The sequence below is a fragment of the Alteromonas sp. KUL17 genome (assembly GCF_006538305.1).
Classification (GTDB): domain Bacteria; phylum Pseudomonadota; class Gammaproteobacteria; order Enterobacterales; family Alteromonadaceae; genus Alteromonas; species Alteromonas macleodii.
The window spans coordinates 13,516-35,936 of record NZ_BJKJ01000010.1; the positions used below are offsets into that span (position 1 = coordinate 13,516).

The window sequence follows — 22,421 nt, forward strand, 5'->3', positions numbered from 1 at the left end:
TTGTCGCTCACTATTTAGCGCCAAAAATCTCACCTTCTAGTTTTGCAATCTTGTTGGCAAGCACTTCAGGATTAACTTTATACTCGCCACTTTGAATCGCTCGCTTAAGGCGATCGACTTTATCTTGGTTCACAGGCGCTTCCGAACCTTTCTTCTGAACCTGGTTGAGCTGCTGAGCAGATTGCGTCAACGATACAGAATCCTGACGCGGAACTGATGCGGTTTGCGCAGCCTGTGTTGATGCCTGCTGTGGAGATTGCTGCGTTTGGTTTTGCTGCGCAACCTTTCCATTATCAACGGGTGTTTTCGGTAACCCATTGTTTATATTGTTAATTGCCATAATTAGTCCTCACTACTTTTTCGCCTCTGTAAAGTGTATCGGCCTTTTGGCTAATTTCTTTAGCTAAATTGTGAACAAAAAAGTAGATATTCGCTGCCTCGTTTATAAGTGTATCACGACTTCTTCAGGGCTTGCGACTCTTGCTATCACCGCCTTTTGGCTACTGGCATTAATTACCTTAATATTGTCACCAACAACACCGTCTTGCTGAGCGATTCCGGCTGTTTTCACTTCCATACCTGCTACCTCAGCAGTTATGGTAATTCTGTCGCCTTTGCACACAAAGCATAGCATATTTGACTGTATAGCTTGTCCGTCAGTCACTCGGCGTTTTATTCTAGCCCCAATAAGCGCTTCTAGCTCAGTAAATGCGGTATGGCGCAATCGTCTTACATCAACTTTTGCCAGAGAGAGATTCGATGATGTCAGTACGGTTCCTGGACTTATTGCGCCTTGAGTGACAACAATTTCTTTGGTACGCGTTACTTGCCCGCTGGTGAAAAGATACCATTCATTATTTCTGCAACTCACTCTAACTGATATATACGATTGGCTCAGCGCTTCTTGCGACGCATTGTATTCGAACCCAGTTGGGCAGTCAGGAATATTTATCCTATCGTCTATCTTCACAATAGACACATCAATGCTAGTATCCTGCGTATTATCAGCAAGTTGAGTTATTAGGTATTGTTTTGCGCCTTCTTCAACCTGTTTGTGATTGGTTTGTGTCGCCAAGCAGTTCATAGAAAGCACACTGAAAACGGTCAATGACAGTAATCGTGTGAATGTAAGGCGCGTTTTGGCGTTCATATTTTTCATCATGACTTTTCGTGTTCAGTTTACAAGTTATTGACTATGCTTAATACGGCCGGTTTGCTTAGTGCAAATAAATAACAGCCAAAGTAAATCCATAAGGTTTACAAGCACGAGCGTTAACGCAGGATCATTGATTAAGTTAAGGTATAAACCCTTACTAAAGACTGAAAAATGCTATTTAGTGTCATTTTTCTGTCGTTTGACCTGCAAAAATTTAGTGATATTGTCTATCTTTATCATAAGAGGCAATGATCATGCCCAGTATTACTTAGAGGTGACCTATGTCGGGGATTTTAGATTCAGTAAACCAGCGCACGCAGCTTGTTGGGCAGAATCGCTTAGAGTTGCTGCTGTTTAGACTGAACGGCCGCCAACGCTTTGGAATTAACGTTTTTAAAGTGCGGGAAGTGCTTCAGTGTCCTCCGCTAACAGCAATGCCGAAATTAAACCCGTTGGTTCGTGGTGTGGCGCATATCCGTGGTCAAACTATATCGGTCATTGATTTAAGTATGGCAACACGCGGCCGTAAAATTGAAGATCTCTCTAATGCCTTTATTGTCATTGCGGAATATAACCGTTCAGTTCAGGGCTTTTTGGTGGGTGCCGTAGAGCGTATTATCAACACCAATTGGGATGCGATCATGCCGCCACCCCAAGGTACTGGCAGAGCAAGCTATTTAACGGCGGTGACTGAAGTTGAAAATGAACTTATTGAAATTCTAGACGTTGAGAAAATTTTAAATGAAATTTCTCCGTTGAATGCCGAAGTAAGTTCAGAGGTGGCAGAAGGTCTGACAACCGAAGGCCAAGAAAACAAAATTATCTTTATTGCAGATGACTCTGCGGTAGCGAGAAACCAAGTTAAAAAGGCCCTAACTTCACTAGGCTTAGAAATTGAGCTAGCTAAAAACGGTCTTGAAGCATTAAACAGGCTTAAAGAAATTGCGGAAGAGTATGGCGATGTAACGAACCGTGTAGGCGTGCTGGTCTCAGATATCGAGATGCCAGAAATGGACGGCTATACACTAACCGCCGAAATTAAGAATACGCCTGAACTTCAAAAGCTTCATGTTGTATTGCATACGTCGCTCAGTGGTGTTTTCAACCAAGCTATGGTGCAAAAAGTAGGGGCTGATGACTTTATCGCGAAATTCCATCCCGATGAACTTGCTACCGCGGTACAAAAGTGGCTAATGACTGAGTGCGAATAACGGAGCAAGATAGGATTGGCTAATAAAGACGTTTCGCCAGCGAGTTACCTTAAGTTTAGAGAGTTTTTGGAAAAGCAATGCGGCATAGTATTAGGTGATAATAAACAATACCTGGTGCGCAGCCGTTTAGCTTCATTACTCTATAAGCATAAGTATGAGTCTGCTGACGAACTGATTGACGTGGTTGTGAAAGGGTTCGACAGAACCTTACTGCAGAACGTTATTGACGCAATGACCACAAACGAAACGTTGTGGTTTCGAGACAACTATCCCTTCGATTTACTTGTAAAAGAGTTACTACCAACACTATCGGCAAAAAATCAGAAGCTTCGCATATGGAGTGCCGCTTGTTCGTCTGGACAAGAGCCTTATTCTATTGCGATGTCTGTACTTGAATATCAGCGCCAAAGGCCAGGTGCATTAAGAGCGGGTGTTGAGATTGTTGCTACAGATTTATCTTCAGAAATGCTGCAAAAGTGTGAGTTAGGTATTTATGACGAACTGTCTCTTGCAAGGGGATTGTCCCCGCAAAGGAGACAGGCCTTTTTCCAGCAAAATGATAGCGGGCTTATGCAGGTAAAACCCGACGTTCGTCGGATGGTAAGCTTTAGAAGTCTAAATTTACTTTCGAGCTATGCAGCACTTGGCCGCTTTGATATCGTTTTTTGCCGTAATGTTTTAATTTATTTCTCGGCCGAAGTAAAACAACGCATCCTGCAACAAATTGCCGGACAGCTGCAGCCTCAGGGTGTGCTTTTCCTTGGCGCCTCTGAATCAATCAGCGCTGCAAGTGATACCTACAGTATGGTTAAGTGCCACCCTGGCCTTTACTACCAAAAAAAATGATCTAACTTATCGGCCTGATAACTAATACTTTTTTTACGATCAGGTCGACACTTTTGACTTACACCCTCCGTCAAAATCTCATTATGGCATTTGCCTTGCTAACTATTTCTACAAACGACAGTAAAACGGCAAGATTCGATATTTAATTGTCCGCTTACATTGTCACCACGAACAAATTTTTAGTATGTCAGAGGTCATGTTATGGCTATTAACCTAGATAAGCTGGTTGGCTTTCATGAGTCAGCACTCACTATACGCACAGAGCGTATGGAAGTGATTTCTGGAAATCTAGCGAACGCAAACACGCCTGGTTATAAAGCGCGGGACATTGATTTTAATAAAGCAATGCAGTCGGCTATGCGAGAAGCATCTGGTGGTACAGCCAATCACGCTTCTTCAGGAATGGTGCGGACAAATGATCGCCACTTAAGCGGCAATTCGACGTCAGTAGCGGCAAACTTTGACATGCAATACCGCATCCCAACACAACCAGACACTGGCGACGGTAATACGGTTGAAGTTCAAGCGGAAAGAAATCGGTTTTTAGACAATGGATTGCGCTACCAAGCCAGCCTAGAATTTTTGAACGGAAAAATTAAAGGCATGAAAAAAGCGCTTAGCTCAGGAGGTCAGTAGTCATGAGTTTATTTAATGTAATGCAAATTTCGAGTACAGGTATGGAGGCGGAGAATGTACGTCTTAATACTACGGCAAGTAACATTGCCAACGCTAACTCGGTTAGCAGCAGCTATGACGAAACATACCGAGCTCGCCATCCAGTTTTCGCTACGGCGTTGCAAGATGCAATGCGCGACCAGTCGAAAGGTGCAGGTGTTCAAGTAAAGGGTATTGTAGAAAGTGATGCTCCTTTGCAAGTGGAGTATTCACCTAACAACCCGATGGCAGATGAAAACGGCTACATCTATAAACCTAACGTGAACATTGTGGAAGAGATGGCGAATATGATGTCAGCGTCCAAAGCGTATGAAACTAACGTGCAGGTTGCGGACACCACAAAGCGTATTTTCCGTCGCGTACTGCAGCTAGGTCAAGGGCAGTAACTTGCCGCTTGAATAATGTGAGGATTACTCAGTGAATACCATAAACAATACTGGCTTAAATACTGATCTGTATTGGCAAGAGGAAACCGTCAAAATAGCTGACGGCACCGAGCAGCAGTTAACCCAGGAAGATTTCTTCTCAATGTTAACTGAGCAGTTAGCCAATCAGGATCCCACTGCACCCGTTGATAACGATCAAATGGTAGCGCAGATGACATCATTTACGATGGCCGACGGTATTTCCCAGCTTAACGAAAAGTTTGAGTCGTTTGCAGCTTCAATGACATCGAATCAAGCGTTACAAGCTTCTAGTCTTATCGGGCAAAACGTGCTGGTTCAAGGTAACGTGGGTTATATGGCCAATGAAGGCGATGGCATTTCGGGTGTCATCGTGAATGAAAAAACAGTTCAGAATATGACGATCACTATTGAGAACCAGTTTGGTGAAGTCATAAAAACCATTGATGCAGGCACTCAAAGCGCTGGCAACATTGAGTTTGAATGGGATGGCAAAGATAAGCATGGCAACCAGATGGCACCGGGTGAATATGTTATCAGTGCCACTGGCGAGTTGAATGGAGAAGGTGTTCAGCTGAATACCGCCGTTAATCGCCATGTTGGAAGTGTAAGCTTGGCTGGTAGTGGTCAAGGCGTAATTTTGAATTTGGATGGTGATGTCAGTATCAATCTTGATGACGTCATTCAAATCGGCAGTTAGTAGGAGAATCAATAATGTCTTTTAATATTGCACTGAGTGGCGTATCAGCCGCACAAAAAGATTTGGATGTAACCGCCAACAACATCGCAAACGTAAATACAGTTGGCTTTAAAGAATCTCGCGCTGAATTTGGCGATGTTTATGCGGCGTCACTGTTAGCAGGTGGTAAAACGAAAGTGGGTGACGGTGTACTAACTCAGGAAGTTGCACAGCAATTTTCTCAAGGTAGTCTTCAGTTTACGAACACGGCACTGGACTTAGCCATAACGGGTAATGGTTTCTTTGCAACAGTACCTGAGATCACTTCACGTGACTTCTCGTTCACTCGAGCGGGTCAGTTCAAATTGGACGCCGATAATTTTGTTGTTAACAGTAATGGTGACAACTTATTAGGCTTCCCGGTGAATAACGATGGCACAAGCGCATCGGTGGCACTTAGTACCACTGAACCCGTACGTATTCCTGACTCTTCAGGTTCTCCGCAAGCAACAAGCGAAGTAGATATCCGAATGAATCTGCCGGCTGGAGATGCAGCGATAAACCCTGCTAACTTTGATCCTACCGATCCGCTTACTTACAATGCGGCCACCTCGGTTACCGTTTATGATTCGCTTGGTGACAGTCATGTAATGACTTATTACTTCATCAAAGATAACGCTGCAGCTAACGAATGGTATGTAGCCACAGCGGTAGACGATACGCTAGTCAACCAAGTAGATTCAGCAGATCCCGGTTTGCCATTAGCACCAGGTGATCCAAACGTGGTACACAGTGTCGGAACTGGCTCAAATGCAGTAACGGCTTCGAAGCTTGTCTTTTCTGCGGGCGGCGATTTCGTCGCAATGGAAACTCCTGATGGTAGCGCCTCGGTCGACAATAAAATCCAAACTGTTCAACTAGGCGCAGGCATTTTAAGTAACGGATCTAATCCTGCGCAACAAATTAAAGTGGACTTTAACTTAAATCCAACTTTAGCCACACCAAACGAACCTTCGCAGTTTGCTTCTGCATTCGAAGTTACATCACTAGAACAGAATGGTTTGCCTGTAGGTCGACTGACGGGTATCGATATCGGTCCTGATGGCCTGGTTCGCGCAACGTTCTCTAATGGTACGTCTGAACCTATTGTTCGTGTCGCTTTGGTTCGCTTTTCTAATGAACAAGGCCTAACTCAAGAGAGCAGTACTCAGTGGAAGGAAAGTATTCTTTCAGGCGAGGCACTAGCGGGTGAAGCAACAACCGGTACTTTCGGTGAAATTAACTCTTCGGCGCTAGAGCAAGCTAACGTAAACCTGACCACTGAGCTCATTGACATGATTATCGCTCAGCGTAACTTCCAGGCAAACTCTCGTGCGCTGGAGGTTAACAACTCGCTGAACCAGACTATCCTTAATATCCGATAGCTTATAAATAGTCAATTTTAAAGAAGGCTAAGCGGCAAATTTCAGGCGCTTGACACCGCTTTTATTTGACCCTATTTAGAAAGGTCGCAAGGTTGCGGCCTTTTTATTTTTCTTTAGTTATCAATTCAATACCCCCGGTACTTTTCAATTGCACTAAATATCCACAGGTTGGCATTGCCTTTGCTAAATCATGTTTAAGGTTTAATCAGAGTCAAAAGTCAGTCATGGACAAACTTCTCTATATTTCAGCAAGTGGCGCCTCCCAAGACCTACTAGGAACAGGGATTAGGGCTAATAACTTGGCTAATGCACAGACAACGGGATTCAGAGCGCAGTTAGAGCAGGCAAGGTCAATGCCGGCCTACGGCGAAGGTTTGCCGACTCGCGTGTTTTCCATGACAGAAAGCCCGTCGAATAATTACGAGTCGGGCCCGATGATTAAAACAGACCGCGATTTAGACGTAGCCATTCAAGGTGATGGTTGGTTCGCTGTACAAGATCAAAATGGTCAAGAAGCTTACTCGCGTGATGGAAATTTCAAGTTGGGCGATGACGGAATTTTGACAGATATCCACGATCGCGTCGTGCTTGGTGACAATGGGCCAATATTCCTTCCTGTTCCTTTAGATAATCTCAATATTGCGGCCGATGGCACGTTGTCAATGAGACAGTTAGGTGCCCCTGCCAATGTTATTGAAGAAGTGGGGCGACTTAAATTAGTTAGCCCAAACTATGCAGACATGGAACGTGGGAACGACGGCTTATTTAGAATGGAAGATGGCTCAATAGCGCCAGCCAATGCCAACGTGAAAGTAATGTCGGGCATGCTTGAAGGTTCCAACGTCAATGCGGTTGACGAAATGGTAGACATGATAAGTCTGCAGCGTCACTACGAGCTTCAAGTCAAAATGATGAAGCAAGCAGAGAAACTAGATCAAAGTGGCAATGCGTTATTACGCATTCTGTAAACGAATTTTTATCATCGTTGCCCCATGAGCAACGTCGGAGGTTAACATGCATCCAGCACTATGGATAAGTAAAACCGGACTAGACGCCGCACAGACTGATGTGGCAGTGGTATCTAACAACCTAGCCAATGCGTCAACAGTGGGCTTTAAAAAAGACCGCGCGGTGTTTGAAGATTTGCTTTATCAGAATATCAATCAGCCAGGCGGTCGTTCATCTGCTGACACAGAGCTTCCTTCTGGGCTTATGCTTGGTTCAGGCTCGAAGGTCGTTGCTACTCAAAAAGCACATACGCAAGGTAACCTGTTAACCACTGAAAACGCGCTTGATATGTCAATTCAAGGCCGTGGTTACTTTGAAATATTGCAGCCAGACGGCACCATTGCATATTCGAGAAATGGTCAGTTTTCACTGAACGACCAAGGCCAAATTGTTACATCTGGCGCGGGCTTTTTGCTTCAGCCTGAAGTGGCTATTCCCGAAGATGCGCAACAAATCACAATTTCTCAAGATGGTGAAATTAGCGTGAGCATACGGGGCCAAGCTGAACCGCAGGTACTCGGTCAGCTTAATATTTCTGACTTTGTTAACCCAACCGGATTACAACCAACCGGACAAAACCTTTATGTAGAGACAGCGTCAAGCGGTGCGCCTATTCAGGGGATCCCTGGTCTGCAAGGATTGGGTTATATCTCACAAGGCACGTTGGAAACCTCTAACGTAAACGTGACCGAAGAGTTAGTAAACCTTATCGAAAGCCAGCGCTTGTATGAGATGAACTCAAAGGTTATCTCATCGGTCGACCAAATGCTTGGTCAGGTTATTCAGCAACTTTAGTAGGTAGCATCATGCGTATTTTAGGTTTATCTGCTGCACTTCTGATACTTAGCGGTTGCGCAAGTACAAACGAGCCTCCCGTTCAGGCAAACGACCCGTCGTTTGCACCGGTAGTGCCAGATTACCCGCGTGAAACGGTAGTAGAGGACGGCTCGCTTTTTCGTTCGCAGCTTGCTAACAACTTATATTCTGACGTTACCGCAAGAAGAGTCGGTGACATCATCACTGTAACGTTAAGCGAGAATACCCAAGCGAGCAAATCAGCCGACACTAGCACAGCGAAAGATTCAAACGTCAATCTTAACCCTATTACCGGGCTTGCTGGGCAAGCGATAAACATTGGCGGAGAGTCCGTACAATTAGGAATAAGTTCATCTCGAGATTTCTCCGGTGATGCCACTGCTAACCAAAGCAACAGCTTAAACGGCGCTATCTCAGTTACTGTGGTCGACGTACTTCCTAACAGCAACCTTGTTATTCGTGGCGAAAAGTGGCTAACCCTGAATCAGGGCGATGAATATATTCGTCTTACCGGCATCATTCGTCCGGCAGACATTAGTCCCGAGAATGAAATCGTGTCCACTAAGGTTGCAAATGCGCGTATCCAATATTCGGGTACGGGAAGTTTTGCGCGAGCACAAGAAAAGGGTTGGTTAACCAAGTTCTTTGATTCTGCTTGGTGGCCTCTTTAGGTTTTTAGGATAGGAGAGTGAACATGCGTTTGTTTTCAGTAGTATTAGCCGTTTTCACAATGCTTTTATCTTTACAGGCAGGTGCGCAACGCATTAAAGATGTAGCGAGTATTCAAGGCGTACGTAGTAACCAATTAGTGGGATATGGTCTTGTTGTAGGTTTGCCTGGAACGGGTGAACAAAGCCCGTTTACCGAACAAAGTTTCAGAACCATGCTGCGCAACTTTGGTATCAGTCTTGACGCTAACACCAAGCCAAAAATACGAAACGTGGCCGCAGTGGCGGTACACGCCGACCTGCCTGCTTTTGCAAAACCCGGACAAACCATTGATATTACGGTTTCTTCAGTTGGAGAAGCGGCCAGTCTTCAAGGCGGAACGCTGCTCCAGACGTTTCTTCGCGGTGTTGACGGTAAAGTCTACGCTGTAGCGCAAGGCAGCTTAGTCGTGAGCGGGTTTGGCGCTCAAGGCGGTGATGGCTCGCGCATTGTCGTTAATACGCCAACGGTAGGCAGAATTCCAAACGGTGCGATGGTAGAGCAATCTGTACCAACAGGCTTTGCCAATGGCGACACGTTAACGCTTAACCTCCATTATCCAGATTTCTCAACGGCTAAGTCGCTTGCAGATACGATCAACGAGCGCTTAGGTGCACAGCCCGAAAATGGCTATGTTATTGCTAAGCCCATTGATGCTGCGTCTGTTCGCGTGTCGGCCCCGCGAGATGTCGGTCAGCGCGTGGGCTTTTTGGCTACCTTAGAAAACTTCGAATTTACACCAGCTGATGCGCCAGCGCGTGTGGTAATAAACAGCCGCACAGGCACCATTGTTATTGGCAGTGACGTTCGCTTGTTACCAGCAGCAATTACTCACGGCGGGCTAACGGTGACCATCTCTGAAAATCAGCAAGTTTCTCAACCTAACGCGTTTGGTGAAGGGCAGACTGCCGTTACCACTCAGTCGATTGTTGATGTCGATTTGGCAGATAGTCGCATGTTTAAGTTTGAGCCAGGCGTTACTCTGGACCAGCTTGTGCGCGCGGTAAATGAGGTGGGCGCTGCGCCGGGCGATTTAATGGCAATTTTGGAAGCATTACGTCAAGCAGGCGCGTTGCGTGGAGAGCTCGTTATTATTTAAAACGAGCAAACAGCATTTACGAGACGTTAGTAAAAATAAGGTCACAGCGGAATAAGCACGATGGAATCACTTAGCACAAAAAGTCAGCTTGATATGGCTCGCAATGTCCACGATATGGGCAGCATAAACAAAATGCGTGAAGCCATTGCGTCGGGCGACGAGACGGTATTGCAAGAAGCTGCCCAGCAGTTTGAAGCGATATTTGTGCAAATGATGTTGAAATCAATGCGTAAAGCGCAAGATGCCCTTGCTGACGAAAATAGCCCATTTAATTCGCAGCAAGTTAAGTTTTATCGTGATATGCACGACCAACAGCTAGCGACAGACCTCACTTCCGGTGGTGGCTTAGGTCTCGCTGATGTCATTGTCAAACAGTTAGGTCAAACTGAGGATAGCTATACGCCTGCCAGTGTAATCAGAAGTGACGGCGACTTATCATCACTTAACAGAAACCGTGAATACAAGGTAACTGAGGCGCAAGACCTAGCACTTACCTCCAACTCAATTAAAACACAGGCAGCTCAAAAAGACGCCATGTTTGAAAATCCAGAGCACTTTGTTGAGAGCCTTATGCCTATTGCGGAGAAAGTGGCGGAAAAATACGGCATGGATCCAAAAGCGATAATTTCCCAAGCAGCCGTAGAGACGGGTTGGGGAAAATTTGTCATTCACAAATCCGACGGCACTAGCTCCCACAATCTATTTGGCATAAAGGCTAACAAAGGCTGGCAAGGGGAACAGGCGGTGGTGGATACATTGGAATTCAATAATGGACTGCCTCAGAAACAAAAAGCGGCATTTAGATCTTACTCATCAGTAGAAGACGCAATGGAAGACTATGGACGCTTTATCACATCACAGCCTCGCTACAGCCATGCTGTCGAGAATGCTTCTGACGCAGCGCGCTATACCCATGCGCTTCAAGAAGCGGGCTACGCTACCGACCCTGAATACGCGAGCAAGATAATGGCAGTGTATAACAGCGATCGTCTCAGCACGTTAATGCCATAGCATTGGAGATTACATTGTGAGTTCTGTCGATTTATTCTCATTAGCCACCAGTGGTGTTAACGCCAGTAGTAAGCTATTACAAACGACCAGTAACAATATTGCCAACGTCAATACGCCAGGCTATGTTCGCGAGCGCACTGAGCTTCAAAACAGCCAAGTCTTCGGTGTAGAGATCGGCAATACCGAGCGTATCATCAACGTATTTGCTCAAAATCAATTGCGCAGGGACATTACTTCTGTCGGCGAGCTTGAGGCATTCTCTAGTAAAACAGCGGCCATTGACAATCTACTAGCGAGTGAGGCTAACTCCATCTCCCAAGGATTGAGCGAGTACTTCGCCGCGTTGCAAACAGCTGCTGACGATCCTACTAACCTGGCGTCTCGCGACCAAGTGTTAGGGAAATCTGAGTCTTTGTACCAACGAATGAAGACACTGTCTGATTATATGTTGGAGAAAGAAGAAGAATTAAACCTAGAGTTCACGTCGATGGTGAACCGAGCGAACACCTTGATTGGCAATATTGGCGATCTAAACCGCAATATTGTTATTGCCAATGGTAACAATACCAGCGACCAGCCTAGCGCATTGCTTAATGAGAGAGATCAAGCGATAGACGAGCTCGCTTCAATCATGGGGATTACGGTTAAAGAGAGTAATACACAAAATGGCGCGGTAACGATTAATCTAACCTCTGGTGAGTCACTGGTACTAGAAAATGGTGCGTTTAATTTATTTGAGTTAAACACCAATGCAGACTTAACCTTCAAGCAGCTTAAACTCGAAACGAACTTTGGGTCTCAAACTAAAGCCGACGCCTCAATACGTATCGTAGAAGGTGACTTAGGTGGCGCACTCGGCGGATTGTTTGGTTACAGAAATGAGATCTTAGGCCCTGCGATGCGGGATGTTGGTCAGCTGTCAGTAGCATTCGCCGATGCAATGAATACCCAAAATAAATTGGGGATGGACTTAGACGGACAGCTCGGCAGCGATATTTTCAATATCCCTTCGTTTCGTGGATTAGCATATAGCGATACCAATGGTGACTATGTTGTTACTGCCCAGGTTACCGAAGGTAAAGGGGCAGAACTTACAGATGCTGACTACAAAATTGAGGTTACTGCGGTAACCACCGCGGGCGCGCCTAGCCAAATAGAAATTACGCTTCTAAATGCAGACGGGACACCGAAAAAAGATGCATCTGGCAATGATATTATCTATTCCAATTACGCGGTTACAGCTGGGTTTAATGAATTGCCCGGTGGTATTGAAGTTGATTTCTCAGGAACCGATCCCTATACCGTGGGTAATGAGTTTCTCATTCAGCCAACTAAAGATATCGCGTCTAAGATTACACTAGAGACAAATCGTCCTGAAGATTTAGCGTTTGCAAGCCCGGTGAGAGCAGGAGCAAATAATACAAATTTGGGAAGCGCAAATGTCATTGACGTTACGGTATCTAGCACAGAAGTCGGCGCTTCTGCTTTTGACGGAGCGGGTGGGCTGTTAAATTCAGCGCCAGCTCAAATTAACTTTACGGCCGCAGATACATACGACGTTGTAGATGGAAGCGGTAATGTTTTAGCTACAGTAACTGGCACAACTGATTTAGCTAACCTCATTAGTCAAGCGGGAATAAGCCCAGATCCAGGCTTTGATTTGAGCTTGGATGGCGTGCCAAAAGCTGGGGATAGTTTCTCGATCAGCTATAATACAGATGGCTTTAACGACAATAGCAACGCGCTAAATTTAGCCGCTATTCAAAACGAAAATAAAGTACAGGTGAGTAGCGAGGCGACTAACACGCCGAGAACATTTCAAGATGCCTATGCGTCTATGGTAGGGCGCATTGGTGAAGATGCATCGATGGCTAGTGTCTCATTAGCTTCGGCTGAAGCGATGAAAGTTCAATCGCAAAACTGGTTTGAGTCTGTGTCGGGCGTAAGCTTGGACGAAGAAGCTGCTAACTTGATAAAATACCAGCAGAGCTATGCAGCTGCAGCACGTATTTTGTCTACGGCCCAAGAATTATTTAATACCATTTTGCAATCAGCAAGGTAGGTGAGCTATGCGTATATCAACGAATCAAATTTATGATCAAAACATGCGCTCGATTATGCAAAATCAGGGCGACTTGGCGAAAACCCAAGAAAAGCTAGCTTCAGGTAAACGAATAATCACGCCCAGCGATGACCCTGTTGGAGCTGCTAAGGTACTCCGCCTGACCGAAGAAATTGATGAGCTTAACCAGTTCCAACGCAACAATGATTTGGTCACAGGGGCGCTTGAGCAGCAAGAGGCGGTTTTAACCAATATTACCGACTCTATCAACCGTGCGCGAACGCTTATCGTTCAGTCTGGTAATGGTATATTATCTGACCCAGATAAGCGCGCAATTGGCGCTGAACTAGAGCAAATTAAACTCGAAGTGTTTGATCTTATGAACACCCAAGATGCAGACGGCAATTATCTGTATGCTGGCTTTCAATCTGGTAATCAGGCGTTTGAATACAATCCAGCAGCGGGTGGGAATGCCATTACATTTGCAGGAGACCCGGGGGTAAGCTTTGTTCAGCTATCGAATAGTTCAAAGATTCAATCAACCAGTAACGGATATGAAGTTTTTGAAAATGTGCTATCGCGATTCAAGTTTTCAGTCGATGGTACTGCGGGAGCTATTGTTAATACAGCAGAGGTGAAGCAACAAGGAACATTTGATACCTTTTTTGACAAGAATTACGACCCGGTCAATGCCGCAAATAATGATTACCGCATTAATTTTCTTGCTACAGGTCAAGCAGAATTAGTTAACCAAGGAACAGGCGCAGTTGTCGATTCCGTTGCTTACAGTTCAGGGCAGCCTTTTACTATTAAAGGGATGGAGTTTGATGCAACAGCAGCACCTGGTGATAGTATAGACTTGTCATTAGATGCGCCAGAGAAAAAAAGTATGGCGCAGTCAATCCACGAAATCCAAACTATTTTAATGGATTCCACAATAGATAATTCGGCACTTCAGGAGTCAATTGCAGACGCGCTAGTCGGCCTAGATAATGGCCTTGAAAAGCTTTCTCTCGAACGAGCCTCTCTGGGAAGTCGATTAAATATTGCTGAAAGTACGTACGAAAGTAACTTAGATATGGAAATCGCAGCGAAAGCACAGCGATCTTCCATTCAGGATGTTGACTACGCTGAAGCATCTACAGAGTTTGCGAAGCAGGAGACTGCATTGAGTGCTGCGTTAGCGACATTCCCTCAGGTGAGTAACTTATCGCTATTTAACTATATCTAAAGACGTTGATTGGTTAATGCATCAACGCCCGTTAGGTGCGCCATGTACACTCTCGCTTCATTGTCGATATGGCATGAGTAGTAGGAGACATATAAACTGTCGTTCTCTACTATTAGCCCTGGATAACTTGTATCCCCACCACTCGGTAGTGTATGAAGTTCTTTAAGTTCGTTAGATTGACTATTGAATAACCATATCTTCGTGGAAAACTTGCGAGTTACCCAGTCGACATGTCTTCCAGCGACAATAAACATGTTAGCGCTAAGTGCAATAGCCGCTGGCCCACCGATATATATCCCTAAATCATGCCATGTCCATTTAGTGTACGGTGCTTTAGACGTTCCAAATTGCGCACTAAATGAATCAGCATCTCGTCTTAAAAATACTGAGGCATTACCTTCATTATCAAACAAAATGGTACTTTCGTTAGGATAGCCTTTGCCTTGCTTGTTCAGGTTGAAAACATCATCTTTATGCAGTTGCATTGTACGTGTAGGGTCGCCTTTGTAGAGCGACAACTTATTGGATGGTCGATTATAAGCAAATCCATAGGCTTCACTACCCAACCAATTATGATTCCAAAGCCACCAACCGCTTTTGCCGTAATTATTACTCCCAGACCAAGACAGGCCTGTGGTGGAAAAATAGGTCCGCATTTTTGACACCATTTTTCCATTATCTAAATAGGTCTTCGCGTAAGTGCTGAGTATTAGTCGTTTGCCATCAAAAGAAAACTTTGGATCTCTAAGATCAGCATTGTGTTCTTGAATACGAATTTTTGCTAAAACATGCAAAGTTTTCTTATCGACAGTTAGCACCACCAGCAAACCGTCTGCACTAATATGATTAGTCGCTTGGCGATAGCAACACAGTAACGTCTTTCTACTTTTGTCGAAGGGATTTTCTATGAGATCTGTAAAGGCACTATGCGCAGCAGGCTTAGAGATACGTTTTAAATCGAATAATTTCATTTTTTTGCACTCTAAATCTTCTTTTAAAAATCCGCCACTTATAAATTAATTGTGTTTAGTGTAGCGGCAATATCTTACCGCTTATCGGCAAAAAACGTAATTTTTTCTAAAGGGAATTTACATCTTGTCGATACAGTTTCTGAGAGAGCCAGTTCATCAATTACCCCTCAGGTCTTGATGACTACTAAAACAAAACGTCGGTAATGCCGACAGCCAGCGCACGCTGGACTGAGAGTGTAGGAGAGACTTTATGTCTATGTTCGTTAATACCAATGTATCCTCATTGAATGCCCAGCGTCAGCTTTTTGATGTTAGCAATTCTTTGAGTACGTCTTTTGAGCGCCTTTCTTCAGGCTTCCGTATCAACAGCGCTGCTGATGATGCTGCGGGTCTACAGATTACCGACCGAATGACTTCACAAGTCCAAGGACTTAACCAAGCTGTACGTAACGCTAACGATGCGATTTCACTGTCGCAAACTGCTGAAGGTGCGCTTTCTGAAACTACGACTGCGTTACAGCGTATTCGTACGTTAGCGGTACAATCACAAAACGGTATCAATAGTGACTCTGATAGAGAAGCACTCCAAAAAGAAGTGAATGCTCTACGTACAGAGATTTCGCGCATAGCAACAACAACTCAATTCGCAGGTGTTGATGTATTGTCTGGCGCATTTTCAGCTAAGTTTCTTGTTGGGGCTAACTCGGGCCAGACTATATCTGTAAATCTTTCTACCCAAGCCTTAACTCGGGCTAACGTTCAAGGTTTCAGTGCAACGGGACTGGGCCTCGTTGGTGGAAATAATGATGTTTTAACGAGTGAAAACGCTGCCGAGATGATGGCGTCTATCGACAACGCGATCTCTGCAATAGGTGGGCTTCGTGCAGACTTGGGGGCGTTGCAAAACCGCTTCCAGTCCACTATTCGTAACCTAAGCAATATTTCAGAAAATGTATCTGCTGCTCGTTCACAGATTAAAGATACAGATTTCGCTACAGAAACTGCGAATTTGACGCGAAATCAGATTATTCAGCAGGCAAGTACTACCGTTTTAGCGCAGGCTAATCAGCGTCCACAGTCGGCATTGTCTTTACTGGGTTAATCATTTAGCTAGACTGGGGCCAGGAGATCGTGCTCTAGTCCACGAGTTAATTACCAAAGCCGATACTCTTTGAGGAGCATCGGCTTTTTTATTTCATAGTCGTGCTAAGTTATCGCTTCAGCTTAAAATGATACAGCGCATTCTTAACCAATTTATTTGCCCCAGCCTGATTAACAACTCCATCGCTTGCTTGAAAGCACTAAGGTGCCAATGACTGGATTTAAAAGGAAACCTCAATACGGATTTTTTAGTTACCTGTCTGAATATAGTGAGTTTTTACTTACTTATCATGTGTCGTCAAAAAATTCTAAAAAAGACTAAAGTAATTTTCCCAAAGTGACGATAACTATTACAAAGGGCGATATACTAGGTTTATGTTTCCTAAGCCAAGAAAAGCGTAGTTTACATCGAGTTTTTATTTCCCTAGATGTATTCTATTTGGTTTAAAGTTTAATAAGATCATATATATACGTGTCATGAAATAAATTTTAAATATAGCTAAAGAAAATTTGTTTGAATGACGATAAATATAAAGGTTTGCTAAGGGTGGAGCTGCTGACAGGCGAGAATGAAGCCAGGAGGTAGTGAGAGGTTTGAGGTCTGGAACATCAAACCCACCAGTCAGCAAAGAGAAGTAACTTCTCTAAGTAGCAATTTTACCGGTTAGTGTGTCGATAAAATGTCAGATTAAACTGACCCTTATACGAAGCACACGCTATGCCAAAATTTCTAAACTACTGCGCACATAATAAAACCAATAGCGCAACACTCGAAACTGTTAGGAGAGACCCATGAGTCTATTTGTAAATACCAATGTGTCGTCGTTAAATGCACAACGCCAACTATTCACAACTGGCAACAACTTAAGTACCGCCTTTGAGCGTCTATCATCTGGTTTCCGCATCAATAGTGCTGCTGATGATGCTGCTGGGCTTCAAATTACCGATCGAATGACATCTCAAATTCAAGGTCTAGATCAAGCGGTGCGAAACGCGAATGATGGTATATCACTTGCGCAAACTGCAGAAGGTGCAATGGCTGAAACGACAACTGCCCTTCAACGTATTCGTACACTAGCAATTCAGTCCCAAAATGGAATAAATAGTGAAGCTGATCGCGAAGCTCTTCAGAAAGAGGTTGACGCATTGCGAACAGAGATTTCAAGAATCGCCACGACAACACAGTTCGCTGGTGTGGACGTATTGTCAGGGGCATTCTCTGCAAAGTTTTTAGTAGGAGCAAATGCTGGTCAAACTATATCTGTTAATTTATCCGCACCTGCTCTGACAAGAGCTAATGTTGCAGGCTTTAGTGCAACAGGTCTTGGTATCACAAGTGATAACGTATTAACCGAAGATAGCGCCGCAGATCTTTTAACTGCTGTAGATACAGCGATATCTGCTATAGGTGGCCTGCGTGCTGACTTAGGTGCCCTACAAAACCGTTTTCAATCGACTATTCGTAACTTAAGTAATATTTCTGAAAACGTCTCTGCGGCAAGATCGCGTATCAAAGACGCTGACTTTGCCACTGAAACGGCAGAGTTAAGCCGTAACCAGATACTTCAGCAGGCAAGTACCACAATTCTTGCCCAGGCTAATCAGCGTCCACAAGCTGCGTTATCGCTACTCGGTTAATTTCTATTAGGCGTTTTATAGGAAGGAGTTGAGAGGCCATCCCCAGAAAGGTTGGCGGCCAGAAAGGCCGCCCCTTTAAGAAAATGCCGACTAACAGGACTAAGAGTGTAGAAGTGTTGGTTGAGAGGCCAGTTTATCCTACTAAGTACGCTGCCAGCCGACAGAAGCTGAATTTGCTCAATCTCCTAACATGAGCAAATTGGCCGAGATTTATGTCTCGGCCTTTTTTGTTTTTCACCGAAACACCCCACCAATTTCAAGTTTTCCACTGAGCAATATCGAAAACTTAACCCGTATAATGCATGATAAATGCCAATTTTAATAAAACGTATAAGTTAGATTGCATTAATGCTCACGTTCTAATTATTGACAGCCAGTCATACTCACCATAAATCATCATGCGCAATTGTCGAATGTCTTCACATCATCTTAGGGTTTTTCACGTTTGATAAAAAAGTGTGAACCATAGCTTTTGCTTACCGCCACCCTACTTTTAAACGCTTTTCTAATAAATTTGTAATTTTTTATTTTTGTATAAAGTTATATAAATCAATGTTTTATATTTGATTTTTGTGTTTTCTAAAAAAAAGTCAAAAAAAAGCTAAAGAAGTTAAAGTGTTGGTCGATACCTTTAGTTGAGGGGTAATTTAATTTACTTATTGAGAGGGATTGGTAGGGAGTAGTGACCCGGCCAATTTGAACTGGTTGGATTTAATGGTAGCTCTGTCTCCATCGAATCTCTAGGAGGTAATCTAATGTCTTTATTCGTTAATACAAATGTTTCAGCTATCAATGCTCAGCGTCAGCTTTTTGACGTAAGCGATCGACTTAATACATCCTTTGAAAGGCTTTCATCTGGCTTTCGTATTAACAGCGCATCAGATGATGCTGCGGGTCTTCAAATTTCAGACCGTCTTACATCACAGGTACAAGGGTTAAATCAAGCGGTAAGAAATGCTAACGACGCAATATCTCTGACCCAAACTGCGGAAGGAGCGTTAGGGGAAGTTACAACAAGCCTTCAACGTATTCGTCAATTGGCTGTGCAATCTCAAAACGGTATAAACAGTGACGCAGACCGTGAAGCGCTTCAAAAAGAAGTGACGGCACTACGTACTGAAATTTCCCGTATTGCGACGACCACACAGTTCGGTAACGTTAATCTTCTTGATGGTAACTTTTCTGCGAAGTTTTTAGTAGGTGCTAACAAAGGACAGACTATCTCTGTGAATTTATCGTCAACTAAACTTGGTCAAATTGGTGGTTTTAGTGCTACCGGCTTGGGTATCGTCAGTAACGATGTATCAACTGCCGACGGTGCTGCAGCATTGCTAGGCGATGTAGATACAGCTATTTCGGGCATTGGTGCAATTCGTGCAGATTTAGGTGCGCTTCAAAACCGTTTCCAGTCCACTATTCGTAACTTGAGTAATATAAGTGAAAACTTGTCTGCTGCTCGTTCACAAATCATGGACACAGACTTTGCATCTGAAACTGCCGAATTAACGCGTAACCAAATTGTTCAGCAGGCATCCATTTCTGTACTGAGTCAAGCAAATCAGCGTCCACAAGCAGCGCTATCTTTGCTCGGATAAGCTATAATACAAACTAACCTGAGTTGAGATGTAACGGGTGCTTGCTGAGTGGTAAGGGCCCGTTTTGTCGTTTGATAAGGGGAAACATAGGTATGGATATAGTCAATAACCAAACTGGTCAAGAATTTGCTAGGGTTGCTATTGATGGTAGTACAACTAACAGAAGCGTAGTTGTTAACCGTGATGAAGCTCAAGTAAACAACGCAGAAAGTGGTAAGCAGATACCCGCTTTAGAAAATGCGAATGGACAAAAGTTTTACGCAAACAACGAATCTGAAAAAGCAGTTAAAATTGTTCAAGCGAATGGAAACGCTGCCGATAAAAACGGTGTAGAGAGGAATACAATTGCTCTGGAGACAGCAATAGAAAATGTTGAGTCTTTCGTTCAAATGCAAAATCGCAATCTAGCGTTTTCCATTGATAAAGACACGGATCGCGCGGTGGTAACAGTAAGAGATTCTGATTCCGGCGACGTTATCAGGCAAATACCTTCTGAGGAAGTTTTGGCGCTCGCTGAGCGAATACAAGATTTACAGCAGGATGTTGGTACCAGTGTGGGCGTATTCATCGACAATCAGGTTTAATGAGGTGACGTATGACAATTCAGTCGTTAGGCGTAGGATCAGGTTTAGCGTTGGATGATCTAGTTCAACAGTTGCTAGAAGCCGAGCGCGCGCCCAAAGATGCAAGATTGAACGAAAAAGAAGAGCGGATTGAAGCTGAGATTTCTGGCCTAGGTCAGATCAAATCAAAGCTTTCAGCTTTTGAAGATGCTGTAGATGAGTTGAGAAGCGATGATGGTATTAACGGTCGTGAACCTACGATTACCAACCCCTCTGAAGACGATGATGTGTTGTCAGCGGAAGCCTCAAATTCAGCACTGCGTGGTAGCTACGAAATTACTGTAGAACAACTTGCCTCTGGTAGCCGAATCACGACCGACGACGGTGCGTTCACATCGTCAACAGACGCAGTGTTAAGTTCAGGAACCGGATCTTTGACGTTTGATGTGGGGGGCAGCGATAGTTTTACCATAGAAGTCACCGCAGGTATGACACTTACCCAGCTCCGCGAAGCGATTAATAACGCGGACGATAATTTCGGTGTTACTGCTAATATCATTGATACCGGTACCAGTGCTGGCCCACGTCTGGTTTATTCTTCGAGTGAAACGGGTGAAGGTAATGATTTAGTTATTACCAATGACACAGGTGCAGCTGAGTTGGACCGACTTTCTACCACTGGCGGTACCGGCAATATTAGTGCAGCCAATATACAGTCTGCGCAAAATGCCATTGCTTATATTGATGGCATTGAAGTTCAAAGTGAATCAAATGAGTTCGAAAACACCATCCAGAATGTGTCATTTGAAGTTAATGAAGTGTCGCCTAAAGATGCTAACGGAGACTTACAGGCGACCACACTTGAAATTGGTTATGACAAGGAAGGGCTAGAAGAAAAAATTCGTGACTTTGTAGATAATTACAACTCGTTAATCGATGAAATAAACACGCTCACTCGTTATGGTGAATCTGAACTAGAAGAAGATGGCGCGCTAGCGGGTGATTCATTGCTAAGGGGGATTCAAACCTCAATGGCCAACATTGTGGGGGGAAATGTAAGTTCCTCTTCGCTAGGCGGTCTGTTCCAAATTGGTATTGAATTTAATGACGAAGGCAAACTTGAAATAGGCACAACCGACTTCGGTCTTGGTACTGGTGAAGACCGTTTAGAAGATGCACTAGAAGACAATTTTGATGAAATTGCGAAATTATTTACCGATGAAAGCGAAGGCATAGCAACGCGATTATATGACTTCGCTGATGAATATACTTCTTATGGAGGCCTTATCAGTTTGCGAGAGCAAACGGCCAAAGGTAATCGAGACGAGCTTTATGACGAGAGAGAAACTTTAGAGCTTAGAATGCAAACTTATGAAGATACGCTTCGTAAAAAATATCTCAATCTCGATCAAACCGTTGCGCAATTGAACCAAACGAGCTCAGCCTTATTGGCATCGTTAGGTTAAGAAAAAACTGGAGTATCTTATGTCACTAAAGGGTATCAATGCCTACAAAAAAGGGAACATAAAACAGGATGTGGCAACAGCCGATCCTCATAGATTAACCTTAATGTTACTGCAAGGCGCATTAGATAGAATAGCGTATGCGAAAGGGGCCACAGAAAGAAATGAGTTAGCCACGAAAGCTGATTTTATTTCAAAGGCCAGCGCCATTATTATGCACTTAAGAGATACCTTGGACATGGAGATCGGAGGCGAAGTGGGGGAAAATTTGTTTGCGCTTTATAACTATATGCTCGAACGTCTAGGTGATGCTCATGTTAAGAACGACTTGAAAATTCTTGATGAAGTGTCTAGCCTGTTAACACCTATTCGAGACGCTTGGGTTCAAATTCCTGAAGAAGCAAAACAGGAAGCCTTCGAAGCTCAGCGTCAAAAACGACAAGCTGTGTGAACAATACCGAATTAAACCATAAATACACACCTGAAGAGCTCAACGAAACTAACGCGAAAATCATTGAGTTCTTCAATGCGCTCCCAGATGCTGAATTTACAACGCTCAAAAATCTCATCATTGCTAGACATGAAGTTATTGAATCTCATCTCGTCCAGTTGAATGAAAGCCAAAGAAAAGCTTTTGTGAATCTAGAGTTAGAAAAAAATCAATTCCTTACCGAAGAAATCCAGAAAATCCTTGAAGAAGCAAAATCTGACTTAGCACACTTTGTTCGAAGTCGGTCAGCAGCTAAAAAGTATAAATAAT

Annotated in this window: 23 protein-coding genes; 20 read left to right on the forward strand and 3 right to left on the reverse strand. The window is 44.0% G+C overall.

Going from position 1 to position 22,421, the window contains the following annotated elements; all coding sequences use genetic code 11:
• Positions 1-10: 10 nt before the first annotated feature.
• Positions 11-340, reverse strand: a complete 330-nt coding sequence (gene flgM / locus KUL49_RS10575) for a flagellar biosynthesis anti-sigma factor FlgM (RefSeq protein WP_014948589.1) — start codon at positions 338-340, stop codon at positions 11-13.
• A 102-nt stretch (positions 341-442) separates the two neighbouring features.
• Complete coding sequence (flgA, locus tag KUL49_RS10580; RefSeq protein ID WP_014948590.1) at positions 443-1,159, reverse strand: flagellar basal body P-ring formation chaperone FlgA; 717 nt, start codon at positions 1,157-1,159, stop codon at positions 443-445.
• Positions 1,160-1,437: 278 nt separating this feature from the next.
• On the opposite strand from flgA, the gene KUL49_RS10585 reads away from it, so the two are divergent.
• The 13 genes from KUL49_RS10585 to flgL all read left to right on the forward strand — a co-directional run bounded on the left by KUL49_RS10585 (position 1,438) and on the right by flgL (position 14,330).
• Positions 1,438-2,367 carry a chemotaxis protein CheV gene (locus tag KUL49_RS10585; RefSeq protein WP_014948591.1) on the forward strand — a complete coding sequence of 310 codons (930 nt, stop codon included), beginning with the start codon at positions 1,438-1,440 and terminating at the stop codon, positions 2,365-2,367.
• Between the two features lie 15 nt (positions 2,368-2,382).
• A complete protein-coding gene (locus KUL49_RS10590) occupies positions 2,383-3,213 on the forward strand; it encodes a protein-glutamate O-methyltransferase CheR (RefSeq protein ID WP_014975874.1) in 831 nt (276 codons plus the stop codon).
• Positions 3,214-3,414: 201 nt separating this feature from the next.
• A complete protein-coding gene (gene flgB, locus KUL49_RS10595) occupies positions 3,415-3,849 on the forward strand; it encodes a flagellar basal body rod protein FlgB (protein WP_014948594.1) in 435 nt (144 codons plus the stop codon).
• Between the two features lie 2 nt (positions 3,850-3,851).
• A complete protein-coding gene (gene flgC, locus KUL49_RS10600) occupies positions 3,852-4,274 on the forward strand; it encodes a flagellar basal body rod protein FlgC (RefSeq protein WP_012517627.1) in 423 nt (140 codons plus the stop codon).
• Positions 4,275-4,305: 31 nt separating this feature from the next.
• Positions 4,306-4,992, forward strand: coding sequence for a flagellar hook assembly protein FlgD (gene flgD, locus KUL49_RS10605; protein ID WP_012517628.1), 687 nt, complete (start codon positions 4,306-4,308; stop codon positions 4,990-4,992).
• A 14-nt stretch (positions 4,993-5,006) separates the two neighbouring features.
• Complete coding sequence (flgE, locus tag KUL49_RS10610) at positions 5,007-6,395, forward strand: flagellar hook protein FlgE (protein ID WP_131137251.1); 1,389 nt, start codon at positions 5,007-5,009, stop codon at positions 6,393-6,395.
• A gap of 224 nt (positions 6,396-6,619) precedes the next feature.
• Positions 6,620-7,363, forward strand: coding sequence for a flagellar basal body rod protein FlgF (locus tag KUL49_RS10615; protein WP_012517630.1), 744 nt, complete (start codon positions 6,620-6,622; stop codon positions 7,361-7,363).
• A gap of 46 nt (positions 7,364-7,409) precedes the next feature.
• A complete protein-coding gene (gene flgG, locus KUL49_RS10620) occupies positions 7,410-8,198 on the forward strand; it encodes a flagellar basal-body rod protein FlgG (RefSeq protein WP_014948598.1) in 789 nt (262 codons plus the stop codon).
• Positions 8,199-8,209: 11 nt separating this feature from the next.
• Complete coding sequence (flgH, locus tag KUL49_RS10625; protein ID WP_131137252.1) at positions 8,210-8,890, forward strand: flagellar basal body L-ring protein FlgH; 681 nt, start codon at positions 8,210-8,212, stop codon at positions 8,888-8,890.
• A 23-nt stretch (positions 8,891-8,913) separates the two neighbouring features.
• On the forward strand, positions 8,914-10,026 hold the full coding sequence (locus tag KUL49_RS10630) for a flagellar basal body P-ring protein FlgI (RefSeq protein ID WP_014948600.1): 1,113 nt from the start codon (positions 8,914-8,916) through the stop codon (positions 10,024-10,026).
• Between the two features lie 60 nt (positions 10,027-10,086).
• The gene (gene flgJ / locus KUL49_RS10635; RefSeq protein WP_131137253.1) at positions 10,087-11,037 is read left to right on the forward strand and encodes a flagellar assembly peptidoglycan hydrolase FlgJ; all 951 of its coding nucleotides are present in this window, start codon (positions 10,087-10,089) and stop codon (positions 11,035-11,037) included.
• A 16-nt stretch (positions 11,038-11,053) separates the two neighbouring features.
• Positions 11,054-13,099 (forward strand): flagellar hook-associated protein FlgK, encoded by a 2,046-nt coding sequence (gene flgK / locus KUL49_RS10640; RefSeq protein ID WP_131137254.1) that lies wholly within the window; start codon positions 11,054-11,056, stop codon positions 13,097-13,099.
• 7 nt (positions 13,100-13,106) lie between these two features.
• Positions 13,107-14,330, forward strand: a complete 1,224-nt coding sequence (flgL, locus tag KUL49_RS10645) for a flagellar hook-associated protein FlgL (protein ID WP_131137255.1) — start codon at positions 13,107-13,109, stop codon at positions 14,328-14,330.
• Here flgL and KUL49_RS10650 read toward each other — a convergent pair.
• Entirely contained in the window at positions 14,327-15,301 is a 975-nt protein-coding gene (locus tag KUL49_RS10650; protein ID WP_131137256.1) for a hypothetical protein, read from the reverse strand. The two genes, flgL and KUL49_RS10650, sit on opposite strands and share 4 nt — an antisense overlap.
• Positions 15,302-15,551: 250 nt before the next feature.
• On the opposite strand from KUL49_RS10650, the gene KUL49_RS10655 reads away from it, so the two are divergent.
• The 7 genes from KUL49_RS10655 to KUL49_RS10685 all read left to right on the forward strand — a co-directional run bounded on the left by KUL49_RS10655 (position 15,552) and on the right by KUL49_RS10685 (position 22,420).
• Positions 15,552-16,403: a flagellin gene (locus tag KUL49_RS10655; RefSeq protein WP_131137257.1), complete on the forward strand. Its 852-nt coding sequence runs from the start codon at positions 15,552-15,554 to the stop codon at positions 16,401-16,403.
• 791 nt (positions 16,404-17,194) lie between these two features.
• A complete protein-coding gene (locus KUL49_RS10660; RefSeq protein ID WP_131137258.1) occupies positions 17,195-18,040 on the forward strand; it encodes a flagellin in 846 nt (281 codons plus the stop codon).
• A gap of 755 nt (positions 18,041-18,795) precedes the next feature.
• A complete protein-coding gene (locus tag KUL49_RS10665; protein ID WP_131137259.1) occupies positions 18,796-19,635 on the forward strand; it encodes a flagellin in 840 nt (279 codons plus the stop codon).
• Between the two features lie 92 nt (positions 19,636-19,727).
• Positions 19,728-20,219: a flagellar protein FlaG gene (locus KUL49_RS10670; protein WP_131137260.1), complete on the forward strand. Its 492-nt coding sequence runs from the start codon at positions 19,728-19,730 to the stop codon at positions 20,217-20,219.
• Positions 20,220-20,230: 11 nt separating this feature from the next.
• Positions 20,231-21,664: a flagellar filament capping protein FliD gene (gene fliD / locus KUL49_RS10675; protein ID WP_131137261.1), complete on the forward strand. Its 1,434-nt coding sequence runs from the start codon at positions 20,231-20,233 to the stop codon at positions 21,662-21,664.
• 19 nt (positions 21,665-21,683) lie between these two features.
• Positions 21,684-22,112 (forward strand): flagellar export chaperone FliS, encoded by a 429-nt coding sequence (gene fliS, locus KUL49_RS10680; RefSeq protein WP_131137262.1) that lies wholly within the window; start codon positions 21,684-21,686, stop codon positions 22,110-22,112.
• The gene (locus tag KUL49_RS10685) at positions 22,109-22,420 is read left to right on the forward strand and encodes a hypothetical protein (RefSeq protein ID WP_131137263.1); all 312 of its coding nucleotides are present in this window, start codon (positions 22,109-22,111) and stop codon (positions 22,418-22,420) included. Before fliS ends, KUL49_RS10685 begins: the two co-directional genes overlap by 4 nt.
• Position 22,421 lies beyond the last annotated feature (1 nt).